The sequence below is a fragment of the Gordonibacter urolithinfaciens genome (assembly GCF_900199375.1).
In the GTDB taxonomy this organism is placed as follows: Bacteria; Actinomycetota; Coriobacteriia; order Coriobacteriales; family Eggerthellaceae; genus Gordonibacter; species Gordonibacter urolithinfaciens.
Window position 1 is genome coordinate 643,917 of the sequence record NZ_LT900217.1, and the last position, 13,168, is coordinate 657,084.

Annotated in this window: 11 protein-coding genes; 4 read left to right on the forward strand and 7 right to left on the reverse strand. The window is 64.3% G+C overall.

Annotated elements, in window-relative coordinates:
* Window positions 1-19: 19 nt before the first annotated feature.
* From nagA to BN3560_RS02850, 5 genes are all read right to left on the reverse strand, one after another.
* Window positions 20-1,147, reverse strand: coding sequence for an N-acetylglucosamine-6-phosphate deacetylase (gene nagA, locus BN3560_RS02830; RefSeq protein WP_096226955.1), 1,128 nt, complete (start codon window positions 1,145-1,147; stop codon window positions 20-22).
* Between the two features lie 422 nt (window positions 1,148-1,569).
* Window positions 1,570-2,310, reverse strand: a complete 741-nt coding sequence (nagB, locus tag BN3560_RS02835) for a glucosamine-6-phosphate deaminase (protein ID WP_096226956.1) — start codon at window positions 2,308-2,310, stop codon at window positions 1,570-1,572.
* Window positions 2,311-2,413: 103 nt separating this feature from the next.
* Entirely contained in the window at window positions 2,414-4,603 is a 2,190-nt protein-coding gene (locus BN3560_RS02840) for a cytochrome C oxidase Cbb3 (RefSeq protein ID WP_087191872.1), read from the reverse strand.
* 92 nt (window positions 4,604-4,695) lie between these two features.
* On the reverse strand, window positions 4,696-5,322 hold the full coding sequence (locus BN3560_RS02845; RefSeq protein WP_087191873.1) for an adenylate kinase: 627 nt from the start codon (window positions 5,320-5,322) through the stop codon (window positions 4,696-4,698).
* Between the two features lie 234 nt (window positions 5,323-5,556).
* Window positions 5,557-6,996, reverse strand: a complete 1,440-nt coding sequence (locus BN3560_RS02850) for a helix-turn-helix transcriptional regulator (protein WP_157780532.1) — start codon at window positions 6,994-6,996, stop codon at window positions 5,557-5,559.
* Window positions 6,997-7,330: 334 nt separating this feature from the next.
* Between BN3560_RS02850 and BN3560_RS02855 the strand changes: the two genes are divergently transcribed.
* The 4 genes from BN3560_RS02855 to BN3560_RS02870 all read left to right on the forward strand — a co-directional run bounded on the left by BN3560_RS02855 (window position 7,331) and on the right by BN3560_RS02870 (window position 10,781).
* On the forward strand, window positions 7,331-9,580 hold the full coding sequence (locus tag BN3560_RS02855; protein ID WP_096226958.1) for a molybdopterin-dependent oxidoreductase: 2,250 nt from the start codon (window positions 7,331-7,333) through the stop codon (window positions 9,578-9,580).
* 2 nt (window positions 9,581-9,582) lie between these two features.
* On the forward strand, window positions 9,583-9,915 hold the full coding sequence (locus BN3560_RS02860; RefSeq protein WP_096226959.1) for a 4Fe-4S binding protein: 333 nt from the start codon (window positions 9,583-9,585) through the stop codon (window positions 9,913-9,915).
* A gap of 69 nt (window positions 9,916-9,984) precedes the next feature.
* The gene (locus BN3560_RS02865) at window positions 9,985-10,374 is read left to right on the forward strand and encodes a SpoVA/SpoVAEb family sporulation membrane protein (RefSeq protein WP_096226960.1); all 390 of its coding nucleotides are present in this window, start codon (window positions 9,985-9,987) and stop codon (window positions 10,372-10,374) included.
* Window positions 10,375-10,385: 11 nt separating this feature from the next.
* Window positions 10,386-10,781: a SpoVA/SpoVAEb family sporulation membrane protein gene (locus BN3560_RS02870; RefSeq protein WP_096226961.1), complete on the forward strand. Its 396-nt coding sequence runs from the start codon at window positions 10,386-10,388 to the stop codon at window positions 10,779-10,781.
* 571 nt (window positions 10,782-11,352) lie between these two features.
* On the opposite strand, the gene secY is transcribed toward BN3560_RS02870, so the two are convergent.
* The gene (gene secY / locus BN3560_RS02875; protein WP_087192276.1) at window positions 11,353-12,633 is read right to left on the reverse strand and encodes a preprotein translocase subunit SecY; all 1,281 of its coding nucleotides are present in this window, start codon (window positions 12,631-12,633) and stop codon (window positions 11,353-11,355) included.
* Complete coding sequence (gene rplO / locus BN3560_RS02880) at window positions 12,627-13,076, reverse strand: 50S ribosomal protein L15 (protein ID WP_087192275.1); 450 nt, start codon at window positions 13,074-13,076, stop codon at window positions 12,627-12,629. The genes secY and rplO overlap by 7 nt, the downstream gene beginning before the upstream one ends.
* Between the last annotated feature and the right edge of the window lie 92 nt (window positions 13,077-13,168).

The following is a 13,168-nucleotide window of genomic DNA, read 5'->3' on the forward strand; positions in this document are numbered from 1 at the left end:
AGCGGCATCCGATGGTGCGCTACGCCAGCAGCTCGCCGCGCAGGACGACGGCGCGCACGTCGAGCGTCTCCTTGTCCAGCAGCACGGCGTCGGCCACCTTGCCCGCCTCGATGGCGCCGCGCTCGGCGTCCAGGCCGAGGGCGCGCGCCGGGTTCGCGCTCGCCGCCTTCACGGCGCTCGCCAGCGGGATGCCCATGTCGCGCACGGCAACGGTCAGGCAGCGCATGAGGTCGCTCACCGAGCCGGCGAGCGCGCCGTTGTCGATGGTGGCCACGGGGCCGCGCACCGTGACGTCCTGGCCGCCCAGGTCGTAGGTGCCGTCCTCGAGGCCGGCCGCGCGCAGCGTGTCGCTGATGAGGATCATGCGGTTGTCGCCGAACAGCTGGAAGGCCAGGCGCACCATGGCGGGATGGATGTGCACGCCGTCGGCGATGATCTCGGCCGTCACCTCGCCGTGCTCGACGGCGGCCGGGATGGGGCCGGGCTTGCGGTGGTGCATGGGGTCCATGGCGTTGTACAGGTGCGTGAGCTGGCGCGCGCCCAGCTCGAACGCGCGGGCGGCCGTGTCGTAGTCCGTGCAGGTATGCGCGAGCGAAATGCGTACCTCGTTCGCCATCTCGCGGATGAACTCCTCGGCACCCGGCTCCTCGGGCGCGATGTCCACGAGCTTGAACAGGCCGCCGGCCGCCTCCTGCAGGCGGCGGAACTCCTCGGCCGAGGGGTTGCGCACGTAGTCGGGGTTCTGCGCGCCCACCTTGCTCGGCGAGATGAAGGGGCCCTCCATGTTGATGCCCACGAGCGCCGCCTCGTCCGCAGCCGGCTCGTAGGCCGCCGCAGCCTGCGCGGCGCGCATGAGCACGTCCTCGGGCAGCGTCATCGTGGCCGGGCACATGGCCGTGACGCCGCGCGAGGCCTCGTAGGCGCCCATCCTGTGCAGGCCCGCCAGGTCGCCGTCGCTGATGTCGGCGCCGGCGCTACCGTGGAAATGCAGGTCCACCAAACCGGGGATCACGTAGCAGCCGGCCGCGTCGACGGTCTGGCCGCCTTCCGCTCGCGCGGCCTCCCCCACGAAGCGGCCTTCCGCCACGAACACGTCGCGCTCGACAAACCCCTCGCCAACGAACACGCTTCCGTTGATGATGCGCATAGGGCATTCTCCTTCCGAACTGCCTCAAGCAGGTGATTTTAGCAGGGACATTATACTGCCCCATCGGCCATTTTTCGTCCTCTGCTCCGAGAAGGTTGCCTCCGATTCGCCCCTTCTTCGCAAATTCGAGGTTCGAATTGCACGGAAATCGCCGCTCTGAAGCTCTGGAGGAGCCTGCAAGGCCCTTTTGCGCCGTCCGGCATCGCCATCCGATACGGTTTGCCCAGTTCGTGGAATACGATGCTCGTCCATGCCGGCTCCGTGAGCTTCAGAGCGGCGATTTCCGTGCATCCAAGGGGCGATATTTTCGAAGCGCACCTTTGATTCGCTCGCAGCGAGAGGGAGCCGCACGATGCGGCCCCCTCTCGCTGCGACAGCCGCTGCGCCGATCCTCCCCCGGCACAGCGGCTTCTTTGCGCGCTTTACGCCAAATCGCGGCAGAGCTCGCCGGCGGCGGGGTCCACGATGACGGTGGCGTTGGGATGGAACTGCAGGATGGAGGCCGGCACCTGCGGAGTGACCGGGCCGAAGAACGCCTTCTTCACGATCTCGGCCTTGTGGGAGCCTTCCACCACCACAAGGACGCTGCGCGCGGCCATGATGGTGCCGATGCCCATGGTGTAGGCCTGACGCGGCACGTCGTCGATGCTGTCGAACAGGCGGCTGTTGGCCTGGATGGTGCTCTCGGTGAGGTCGACGCAGTGGGTGGCCTTGGGGAACGTGTCCTCCGGCTCGTTGAAGCCGATGTGGCCGTTCGGCCCGAGGCCCAGCAGCTGCAGGTCGATGCCGCCCGCCTCTTCGATGGCCTCCTCGTAGGCTGCGCACAACACGGCATCGGCGTCCGGATTGAACCCTTCCGGCACGTGCGTACGAGCCTGGTCGATGTCCACATGGTCGAACAGGTGCTTCTTCATGAAGTAGCGGTAGCTCTGGTCGTGCTCGGGGTTGAGGCCGCGGTACTCGTCCAGGTTGAACGTGGTCACGTCGGCGAAGCTGATCTTGCCGGCCGCGCAGTCCTCCACGAGGCACGCGTACAGGCCGATGGGCGTCGTGCCCGTGGCCAGCCCCAGCACGCAGGACGGGTCGGCGTCGACGTACGAGGCGATGCGGTCGGCCGCCTGGCGGCTCATGTCCTCGGTGCTCTCGGCGATGATGAATTCCATGGAACCCTCTCTTCCCTTGCGTTTATTGCTTTCTATGCCGCGCATGCCGCAACGGCGGCGCGGCGCCTCCCTCGGCCCCGGTCGGAGCCGGAGGGGTTGGTGCCTAGGTCCAGAACTGAGCCGTCTCGATAACGTCCTGGTACGCCCACGAGTACACATCGGAATACCAGCCCGTTTCGGGCACGAAGCATACGAGCACGCTGTAGACCACCGAAACGGCCACCAGCACCAGCAGCACCTTCATGAGCAGGTTCTGCGCCATCGTCCCAGGCGACAGGTTCTCGTTCACGATGAACGCCAGCAGCACGACGGCCGCTAGGAACATGAAGCTGAAGTCGGCGAAGTAGCGCTGCAGGATGCCGGCCATCTGCGCGTCCAAGAGCGCCACGATGACGCCCGACGCCAGCAGCACCACGATGACGCCCATGATGGTGCGCGTGGAGCGCTGGCGCATGCGCAGCGCGAGGATGCGCTTCGCGAACGGCAGCACCCACAGCACCGGCAGGCACGCCAGGATGCCGCCGAACGTGACCTCCTTGATGGTCTGCCCCATGTAGGTGGTGTCGAACGGAGCCGGCTGCACGTACGGGAACACGCCCGTCACGCACGGAGGCTGCAGAAAGTACGCGAACAGCGCCGGCGCGAGGCGGCCCAGGTTCCAACCGCGCTTCGTCATGTCGTTCACCGTGAGGTTGTAGTTCGCCCCGAAATCCGTGAGCGAGCCGAAGCGGGCGTAGTTGTAGCCCATGAGGCCGGCCGCCACCACCGCATAGGGAGCCACGAGGCAGGCGAACTCGCGTCCGCCGCGCGGCGTGAACAGCCGGCGCTCCGTGATGTAGGGGCGCCAGAACAGCGGGAAGGCCAGCAGCGACAGCACCACGAGCTGCGGGCGGCAGCCCACCACGAGCGCCATGCACAGCGACCCTGCCAGGTACCACTTCTCCGGCCCGGTGGAACGCGCTGCCGACGCGCGGCCGCGCATCCAGAAATACAGCCCCCACACGGAGAACGCCAGCCCCAGCATGATGGGCAGCGAGTAGAACGTGGGGAACTTCAGCAGGTACAGGATGCCGCAGCAGGTGACGAGCGGTATCTGCAGCAGCAGGTACAGGCCCAGGCTCACCCGCTTGAAGTGATAGCGCGCGAAGCGGTCGAGCAACGCCGAGCAGCCCAGCACGAAGGCGACGCACGCAATGAGCACGCCGATAGCCGTGGGGAAGTTAGCGCCGGTGAGCAAGTAGAACGGCAGGTAGAACAACACGACCGGCACCACGCCGAAGTAGACGTAGTAGTGCCCGTCATGGTAGGCCACGTCGAACAGGTACGGCTCCCCCGTCTCCTTCTGCGCCTCGTCGCGCGCGCCCTTGTCGTAGGGGTCGGCCATGTCCTGCAGCCACTGGGGCGGCTCCTCCTCGAGGTAGAGCTGGCCGTGCGCCATGGCCTTGGCAAGCTCGGCATACTGCTGGGCGTTGTCGCCGCCCACCTCGAAGGTATTCACGATGCTGTGCCCGTCCCACGAGCCGCTGTTGTAGCCCTGCGTGGCGACGCCCACAAGGTTCGAGCCCATGAACAGGAACGCGGACATGAGGTACACCTCGATGACCACCGTGGCGATGATGGCCGCCTTCGACTTGCGCGGCTCGTCCACGATGTGGATGCGGTAGATGGCCGAGCGCGGGCGGAACGCGAACGCCAAGAGCAGAATGCCGGCCGTGGCCAGGAAGCGCCCCGTGTTGAAGTCGAACGGATGGTGCGCGTTCAGCACGATGTCCGAGAGCTTGATGGGATAGCTCACGTTCTCGCCCGTGATCTCGATCCTCAGGTTGTCCACGAGCCCCGCCGTGTTCAGGTTGATGTACTCGCTCTGGTCGGACAGGGTGGACACCGCCACGTCGGGCACGCCCACCGTGTACTCCGTGGAGTCGAAGTACGTGTGGTGAGCATCGTCGGTGAACTGGATCTTCACCGTGAGCTCCTGGGCGGCCTGGCGGTAGTCGAAGTTAAGCCAGATATTGTGCACCTCGGTGTTGAGGTTCGAGAACTCCAGCGTGTGGTTCACGGCCGTGAGCTTGTACTGCTCGTCGGTCGTCTCCTGCAGGTTGAGCTTGTCGTTCAGGCTGATGGAGTTGTAGCCGGCAGACGTGAAGTAGTTCAGGTTGAACAGGAACGTCTCCAGCAGGAACGCCACGGCGAGGATGGCGAGGATGCTCTTCGCCAGGTGCCTGACCGCCGGCCGATGCGCGCGCATGAAGCCCGTGTAGGCGTAGGATATGTTCTGGCGGACGGTGGGCATACTGGTAACGAATTATAGATGAAAAAAGGCGGACAGGGCAGCTCAAGCCCTATCCGCCTTCAAGATTGCGTGCAAAACGCCGCGTTCGGCGCCTACAGGGCCAGCGCCTTCTTCACGTCGGCGTACACCACGTTCGGGTCACGGTCGCCGTCGATGGAGACGAGCAGGTCGCAGCCGCGGTAGTAGTCGATGAGCGGCGCCGTGGACTTCTCGTACACGTCGAGGCGGTTGCGCACCGTGGCCTCGTTGTCGTCGTCGCGCTGGTACATCTCGCCACCGCACTTGGGGCAGGTCTCGTCGGCGGCGGTGCCGATGTAGTTGCAGTCGCGGCACATGCGGCGCGACGTGAGGCGCTTGACGATGACCTCGGGGTCCACGTCCACGAGCAGCGCCGCGTCCAGCGGGCGGCCCAGCTTGGAGAGCTCCGCGTCAAGCGCGACAGCCTGGGCGGACGTGCGCGGGAAGCCGTCGAGGATGAAGCCCTTCTCGGTGTCCGCGTCCTGCAGGCGCTCGGTCACCAGGCCGATGATGACGTCGTCGGGCACGAGCTCGCCGGCGTCCATGTAGGACTTGGCCTTCTTGCCCAGCGGCGTGCCGGCTTTGACGGCCGCGCGCAGCATGTCCCCCGTCGAGATGTGCGGCGTGGCGAACTCTTCAACCAGCTTGGCCGCCTGCGTGCCCTTCCCGGCACCCGGCGCCCCCAACAACACGATGTTCATGAGTGATTTCCTTTCGACATACCATCGATGCCCCGTATTGTAGCAAACGGCGAAGCGCGCCGATCATATTTCAAAAGAAAGACGGAGGACGGGGACGGCAGGGAGACGGCGAAATCGCACACTTGCAGGATATACCGCAAGTTGGACGCGAACTCCCGCGAGGAGTTGCTCACCCTTGTGGAAAATGCCTCGGCATGCGAAGACGCCGACTAGGGCGATGCGAAGCGAGCCAGGCTACCCGCCGTCGCGCTTCTCCAGCAGCTCCCGCCTCGAGTTGACCCCCGCCTTCTGGTAGATATGGTACGTGTGGGACTTCACCGTATGGGGCGACAGAAACAACTTCTCAGCGACGGCATTCGTATCGTAGCCCTGCATTAGCAGCACAAGCACCTCGGTCTCTCGCCGCGACAGGCCGAACTCCTCGGCCATGGCCTTGCTCTTGGCGACGCCGCCGTCTACGCCGCCTGCCTCCCTCTCTGCACGCGCCGATGCCATACCCGGATCGTGGGGCATGACATCGATCTTGCCGCTGGCCGCCACCATGACGAACAGCAGCACGGCCAAGAAAAACGGCATGACGAAAGCGTAGTCGCGCGACAAGTCGAGGAAGTTCACGAGGACTAGGTTGACGGCACCTGCCGCCACCATGCCGCACTGAATGTATATCCTGCCTCGGGCGATGCTCTTGATGGGCGTGAGGCGCAGCCGATCCGTCAGATCGAACAAGAAGCAGAACGTGGACGCGTCGAACGCGGTGAGCAACATGAGCAGCAGCAGGTACATAACCCATTTCATGGTTCCCGACGCACCGGTGAGCACCATAAGGATAACTGCCACGGCAGGTAGCAGCACGGTAATGAACGTCTCGAACGCAATGGCGCGCTTCGTGTGCACCTCGAAGAGCAGCAGGCCGCCCACGCCTGCGGCAAGCGCTAAGCCCGTCAGGGGGTAACTCACGTACACTGGCAGATCAGGCGCCATGCAAGCATAGATGCCCACGCCGAACACGGCCCCGTAGATGACAAGGACAACGTTGCTCTTTCTGAGCGAGCGTGCGACATCCTTTGTCACAGGTCGATCGCCCAACGCATGGCTCGGCCAGAATTGATGCGTGAACACATAGCAAACAAGCGAGAGGAACGCCAGCAGCAGCGTAACGAACATACCGGCGGAAGAGGCCACCAGCGTAGTGAGCAAGAACAGCATCGCCCCAATGACGATGGATAGGTACAGGTAGCGCCGGACACTCTTGCGGTCCAGATACATGAACGCCTCGGCCCACAGGATATGGAAGGCACCCTGCCACATACCCGCCGCCAGCATGGCGATCGCGCATGGCCAACCGCCCAAGCCGAGCGCTTCGCCCAAGGCGCTCACCACCACCATGGCCGCAAGCGCAATATAAGCGGCGACGGCGAGCGGGATGCGGAATCGCGTGGAGCAGAAGCGTCCGAACAGCGCATAGAGCGCCATCTCGAATACGACGATGCCCCCAAGGTAACCGATGCGGCCCACATCGCGCTGCAAGGACGAGAACGCGTCAAGCGGCGTGAACACGAAGCTGTAGGCGATGATGTACATGACGGCCCAGCAAAGGCCAAACCCCACCACGACGAATGGTGCGAACTGGCCGTACGAGACCTCGGTCACGCGCGCTTGTGCTTTCTCCGACATGACACGCCCCCTTTCGGCGCCGACATGCCCGCCCGAAGCGTTCGGCATGCCGCTGCGCCCAGTGTACCCGCCCATTATATGGGGCACGGCGCTCGAAGACCGCAGAATAAGTGTCTCCCGGAGCCAACGCAGCACCCATAGGCTTTGCCACCTGCCATTACATCGGAGTATGAATTTTCTCATACCGACACCGACACCTAGGGGGAAACGTATGAAACGCGCATTCAATCCAATCGAGCGAAGATGCGCACTCCGGACGAGCCTAGAATCGCCCTGTCCCGCGAATGACGAAAGCGGGACAGGGCGAGTGAAAGAAGCGAGCGGAAGGAACAGCATGAGCGAGAACAAGTACCATCTCGTAGAGCACGAGAAGCCGTTCAAGTACGATGAGGACGGCCTGCACGTCACGCGCGGCAGCGCCTGGTCGGGCCCCGGCTGCCATATCGGCTGCGGCGTGCTGCTGTACACCGACGACGAGGGGAAGCTCGTCAAGGTGGAGGGCGACCCGGAGAACCCCTACAACCAAGGCAGGCTCTGCAACCGCTGCCTGGCGCTGACCGAGGTGGTGTACAACCCCGACCGCGTCACCACGCCCATGAGGCGCGATCCTGCGCACCGCGGTCAGGACAAGTGGGTGGACATCACCTGGGACGAGGCACTCGACCTCGTGTACGAGAAGTTCACCGAGATCAAGGAGAACTACGGCGCCTGGTCCATCCCGTTCGTGCAGGGCACGGGGCGCGACATAGCTGCCTGGATCACGCGCCTGGCCTGGTCGTTCGGCAGCCCAAACTATATGTTCAACATGTCGGGCATGGCCTGTTACCTACCGCGCGTGGCCGGCTGCGCCGCCACGACGGGCAACTTCTGGGTGGGCGACTTCTCCCAGCAGTTCCCCGACCGCTATGACGATCCCGCCTGGGTCCCCGCCGAGTACATCATGGTATGGGGCAACAACCCGCTCGTCGCGAACTCGGACGGCTTCTACGGTCATTGGATGGTCGACGTTATGAAGCGCGGCTCGAAGCTGATCGTGGTGGACCCGCGCTTGACGTGGCTCGCCTCGAAGGCCGAGTGGTGGCTGCAGGTGCGGCCGGGAACGGACGCGGCCCTCGCCCTCGGCATGCTGAACGTCATCATCTCCGAGGACCTCTACGACCACGATTTCGTGGACCGCTGGTGCTATGGCTTCGACGAGCTGGCCCAGACCGCGGCGGCCTACCCCGTTGGCAAGGTGGCCGAGATCACCTGGGTGCCCGCCGAGAAGATCGTCGGCGCGGCCCGCGCATGGGCGGGTGCCGAGAACGGCATCGTGCAATGGGGCCTGGCCGTGGACACCACAAAGGAGTCGCTACCGGCGGCCCAGGCCATCGGGGCGCTGTGGCAGGTATGCGGCTTCTGCGAGAAACCGGGCTGCATGATCGTACCGCCCGAGATCCTGGCCTACTCCGGCGGGTTCGGCGGCGAGCTGGTCACGCCCGAGATGGATGCGCACCGCATCGGACTGGACAAGTACTCCCTGCTGAAGTTCGGCTTCCAGGTGGCGTCCTCCGACGAGGTGATGAAAACGCTCGAGACCAAAGAGCCCTACAAGCTGCACGGCGCCTGGCTGCAAACGACGAACTTCCTCACCTGCACCTCCCCCGACCCCGAACGCTCCATGAGGGCCTGGCGCACGCTCGACTTCATCGTGGTGGTGGATATGTTCATGACGCCCACGGCCATGGCGTTGGCCGACGTGTTCCTGCCAGCCTGCACCTATGCCGAGCGCGACGGCATCCGCGTGGGCGACGGCGCGCAGCGCGGCGAGACCATCAACAAGGTGTGCCAGGTGGGCGCATGCAAATCGGACATGCAGATCAACCTGGAACTGGGAAAGCGCTTCAACCCCGAGGCGTGGCCGTGGAAGGACGACAAGGAGATGTTCAGCTCCGTCATCGCCTGCACGGGCTATACGTTCGAGGAGCTGCAGCAGGTGGCGCCCGCCTACATCCCCTTCGAGTACGGCCGCCACGAGAAGGGCCTGCTGCGCCCCGACGGCCAACCCGGCTTCAACACGCAGACGGGACGCATCGAGCTGTGGTCGACGTTCTACCACAATGCGGGCTTGAGCCCCGTGCCCTACTTCGAGGAGCCAACCGAGAGCCCGGCCGCGACACCCGACTTGTACGACGAGTACCCGTTCGTGCTCACCACCGGCGCGCGCAACTGGTTCATGTTCCACTCCGAGCATCGGCAGGTCCCGCACCTGCGAGCCGGCCGCCCCTGGCCCCTCGTGCAGATCAACCCCAAGGCCGCGGAGCGCATCGGCGTGCACGACGGCGAGTGGGTATGGCTGGAGAACGAGCGCGGTCGCTGCAAGCGCGTCGTGGAGTGCACGAACATCATGGACGAGCGCGTGGTTATGTCCGATCACGGCTGGTGGTTCCCCGAGGCTCCCGGCGAGGAGAAGGACGGGCTGTTCGGCATGCTCGATCTGAACGTCAACAAGCTTCTGAATTCGTACGTTCCCGGCAAATCCGGGTTCGGCGCCAACTACAAGTCCATGCTCTGCAAAATCTATCCCGCAAAGGACGGTGAATAATCATGACGGAATACGGCATGCTCATCGACTACGAATGGTGCACCGGCTGCCATAGCTGCGAGACAGCCTGTCAGATGGAGCACCACCTGCCCGTCGGCCAGTTCGGCATCAAGCTGAACGAGATCGGCCCCTTCGAGTACGCCCCCGACCGCTGGCAGCTGTCCTACGTGCCGGTGCCCACCGACCTGTGCGACTTCTGCGCCGAGCGGCAGGCGAAGGGCAAGCTGCCTACCTGCCAGCACCACTGCCAGGCACAGTGTCTGGAAGTCGGTCCTATCGATGAGTTGGCCAAGAAGATCGCATCGAAGAAGAAACTCGTGTTGTTCAACATCTAACATGGGACGGCCGCGCCGCCGTGCGGACACGACAGCATGTACGGCGGCGCCCCTTAGAAGGAGGAAGCGATGGACAAAGTGAAGGGATGGGCACTCGCATTCGCCGTCGGCGGCCTGTATGCCGTTATTGGACAGATTATCTGGAACATATTCGCCGGCGCCCTGGGAGCCGATTTTCCCTATCTCGGACCTCTCACGCTGCTGGGGATGGGCGCGGTAGCCCTCGTGCTGTACCTTCCCGGCATCCAGCAGAGGATAGGCGCTGTGAGCGGTTTCGGCTCGATCCTGCCGTTCAACGGGTTCGCAGGCGGCGTGGCAGGCGCCTACGAAAGGGCCGTTGCCGAAACCGGACAGCCAGGTAAAGGCGTGGCGGCGTCTGTAAAGCTCGTTCTGCTCGTCATCGGTGTCGGCGGCCTCGTCGACGCAATCGTGGGCGCATTGGCGTTCCTCGTGGCATAGGAGGCACCGCAATGGAATTCATCATGGCTTTCCTAGTGGGCGGAACGCTCTGCCTTCTGTTTCAAATCGTCGCGGACGCCACGAAAGCGCCCGTTCCCCTCATCTTGCTCGTCGGTTTGGCCCTTGGAGGCATCCTGACGCCCTTCGGCATCATGGATCAACTCGCAGAGTGGGGCGGCGCCGGCTTCACCATCATGGTGGTGGGCGCCGGGCAGGCCGTTTGCGCCACGACGCAGGCAGCTCTCGCCGGCAACCCCTGGCCGCTGCTGTCCGTCATCGGCGTGTTCTTAGCCCTCACGGCCATCGGATTGGTCTGCGGAAGCGGATACTGCGCACTCCACAAGCAGGACGACAACGCACATGGGGACGATGCGGCCGAAAAGCAAGCTACGATCGCTCGCCAATGACGGCCCATCCATCCCCTGGCGGGCACCTCGCGCAGGCGTCCGCATCCGCAGAACCCCCGACAAGGAGATGAAGCCATGTCATGTGGATACGCCTGCGTAAGCTGCGGACGCTGCCGGGGAAAGCCCCGGAAGTTGAACATCACTACTGTGTGCTTCCGTTGCGGGCACAAGAACCCCGAAGGCGCGGCACGATGCGAGAATTGCGGCCTCGAACTTCCGCGTCCACCGAAACCGTCCATCCCCATCGTCGCGGCCCAGCCGGAATAGCAGTACCGCCGGGAACTGACAGAAGGGCCCGGATTGTTCGGGCCCTTCTCTTCGCCAATCCATAATTGCAACCCGCAGCGAGCGAGTGAGGGCCTCATCCTGCTGCTGTCCATCCCGAAGGATATCGCGATTCCGCCAACCTCGTGTCAGCCGGCAGGAACCGTCTTTGCCAGCGCACCCGAAGGCGCGAAGCGCCCTGCATCCTCCCGGGCGAGCGCCTTACAGCCCCCCCCCCGCCTCCGAAAACCAGCATCGGCGGCCCGAGGGCCGCCGATGCGCAGTTCGCCGTTCTTTCGATGCTTCCCTACTTGAAGAACCCGTCGTAGTTGTGCATCTTCAGCTGGCTCTCCACCTTGCTCATGGTGTCGAGGGCCACGCCGATCATGATGAGGATCGAGGTGCCGCCGAACGCCTGGATGAGCGTGTTGCCGGTGAAGAAGAACACGATGGACGGCACGACCGCGATGGCGGCGATGAAGATGCCGCCGGGAAGCGTCACGCGGTGCAGCACGTTCTTGATGTAGGTGACGGTGGCCGTGCCCGGGCGCACGCCGGGGATGAAGCCGCCCTGCTTGCGCAGGTTGTCGGCCGTGTCCTCGGGGTTGAACACCATGGAGGTGTAGAAGTACGCGAAGAACACGATCAAGAGCACCGTGAGGATCCAGTTGATCCAGCCCGTCGACATCGCGTTGGCCACGTTCGTGAGCCACTCTATGTTGAAGAGCGCCGCCAGCTGCGCGGGGAAGTAGATCAGGCAGCTCGCGAAGATGATGGGGATGACGCCCGCCGCGTTCACCTTCAGGGGGATGTACGTGGACTGGCCGCCCATCATCTTGCGCCCTTGCACGCGCTTGGCGTAGTTCACGGGGATGCGACGCTGCGCGCGCTCCACGAAGATGATCGCGGGGATGCACGCCAGCACCACGAGGATGATGAGTGCCGTGATGGCAATGCCCATGCCCAAATCCGCCGTCAGGTTCACCGACGAGAAGATGGCGCTCGGCACGCGCGACACGATGCTCACGAAGATGATGAGCGACATGCCGTTGCCGATGCCGCGCTGCGTGATGAGCTCGCCCATCCACATGATGAACGCGGTGCCCGCCACGAGCGTGAACACGACGATGATGTCGGTGAGCAGCTCGGGAACCTCCGTGCTGAACACCACGCCGTACGCCGACGACTTGAACAGGAACAGGTAGCCCACCGCGTTGATGAGGCCGAGTCCCAGCGTCAGGTAGCGCGTAACCTGCGTGATCTTCTTGCGCCCCGCATCGCCCTCCTTCGCCCAGCGGCCCACGGCGGGGATGACACCCTGCATGAGCTGCATGATGATAGAGGCCGTGATGTAGGGCATGATGCCCAGCGAGAACACCGAGAAGTTCGACAGCGCGCCGCCCGTGAACAGGTCGAGCATCGTCATGGACACGCCCGAATCCTGGAACGAATTCGCGAACTCGTTGAACGGGATGCCCGGCACCGGCACGTACGCGCCGAAGCGGTACAGTGCGAGGATAGCCAGCGTGAAGAGGATCTTCTTACGCAGCTCCGGTACCTTGAACGCATCGATGATCGAGCTTAGCAAGGCTCTTCGACCTTTCCTCCAGCTGCTTCGATCTTCGCCTTGGCCGAAGCAGAAACCTTATCGACCTTGACCGTGAGCGCCTTGGTCAGGTCGCCGTCGCCGAGCACCTTCACCAGTGCGTCGGCATGCTTGATGATGCCCTTGGCCTTCAGGCTCTCGCCGTCGACCACGTCGCCGGCCTCGAACTTTTCGTCGAGACGGCTCACGTTGACGGGCAGGTACTCCACATGGTTGATGTTCTTGAAGCCGGGGAGCTTCGGCAGACGACGCGCGAGCGGGGTCTGGCCGCCCTCGAAGCCGACGCCCTTGCCGCCGCCAGCGCGGGACTTCTGGCCGTTCATGCCGCGGCCGGACGTCTTGCCCGTGCCGGAGGCAGGACCGCGGCCCACGCGCTTGCGGTTCTTGGTCGCGCCCTCGGCCGGCTTGAGATCCTTCAATTCCATGGTTGTGACTCCTTCTCAGTCGCAAACGGGCCCGCGGCCCGCGCTGGCAGCTCGCCGCCAGCTAACTTCCTTGGGCGTCCCGCCCCTTGGCG

Coding starts and splice junctions, on each gene's coding strand:
- nagA (WP_096226955.1), bottom strand. CDS start 1,147: ATGCGCATCATCAACGGAAGCGTGTTCGTTGGCGAGGGGTTTGTCGAG.
- nagB (WP_096226956.1), bottom strand. CDS start 2,310: ATGGAATTCATCATCGCCGAGAGCACCGAGGACATGAGCCGCCAGGCG.
- BN3560_RS02840 (WP_087191872.1), bottom strand. CDS start 4,603: ATGCCCACCGTCCGCCAGAACATATCCTACGCCTACACGGGCTTCATG.
- BN3560_RS02845 (WP_087191873.1), bottom strand. CDS start 5,322: ATGAACATCGTGTTGTTGGGGGCGCCGGGTGCCGGGAAGGGCACGCAG.
- BN3560_RS02850 (WP_157780532.1), bottom strand. CDS start 6,996: ATGTCGGAGAAAGCACAAGCGCGCGTGACCGAGGTCTCGTACGGCCAG.
- BN3560_RS02855 (WP_096226958.1), top strand. CDS start 7,331: ATGAGCGAGAACAAGTACCATCTCGTAGAGCACGAGAAGCCGTTCAAG.
- BN3560_RS02860 (WP_096226959.1), top strand. CDS start 9,583: ATGACGGAATACGGCATGCTCATCGACTACGAATGGTGCACCGGCTGC.
- BN3560_RS02865 (WP_096226960.1), top strand. CDS start 9,985: ATGGACAAAGTGAAGGGATGGGCACTCGCATTCGCCGTCGGCGGCCTG.
- BN3560_RS02870 (WP_096226961.1), top strand. CDS start 10,386: ATGGAATTCATCATGGCTTTCCTAGTGGGCGGAACGCTCTGCCTTCTG.
- rplO (WP_087192275.1), bottom strand. CDS start 13,076: ATGGAATTGAAGGATCTCAAGCCGGCCGAGGGCGCGACCAAGAACCGC.